The sequence below is a fragment of the Anabaena sp. CCY 9910 genome, from assembly GCF_963920875.1.
Classification (GTDB): Bacteria; Cyanobacteriota; Cyanobacteriia; order Cyanobacteriales; family Nostocaceae; genus Trichormus; species Trichormus variabilis.
In genome coordinates this window covers 1-229 of the sequence record NZ_CAWUDJ010000157.1, presented here as the reverse complement: position 1 = coordinate 229, position 229 = coordinate 1, and the positions used below count along the sequence as shown (strand labels likewise).

Below are 229 nucleotides of genomic sequence, written 5' to 3'. Positions count from 1 at the left end.
ACATGGACCGCGAGGTGCGCTATCCGTTGGAACTTGTCGACGAGTTGGAACAAGTGCTCGGCATTCCTATCGTGCCTTTTTCGTGGCCCATTGGCATGGGGCGCAACTTTCACGGCGTCATCGACGCAGCGCGCGCGACGGTGAAGACGTTTTCTCCGGGGTGGCACGACAAGCTCATCTCGCCCGAGGCGGTCTATGACTTTCATGAAGTCACTAATATGTCGTCGGA

At 57.2% G+C, this 229-nt stretch carries 1 pseudogene; it reads left to right on the top strand.

What is annotated here, in order from left to right:
- Nucleotides 1–229 (top strand): annotated as a pseudogene (locus ACM5QX_RS29675) (hypothetical protein); the annotation flags it as partial.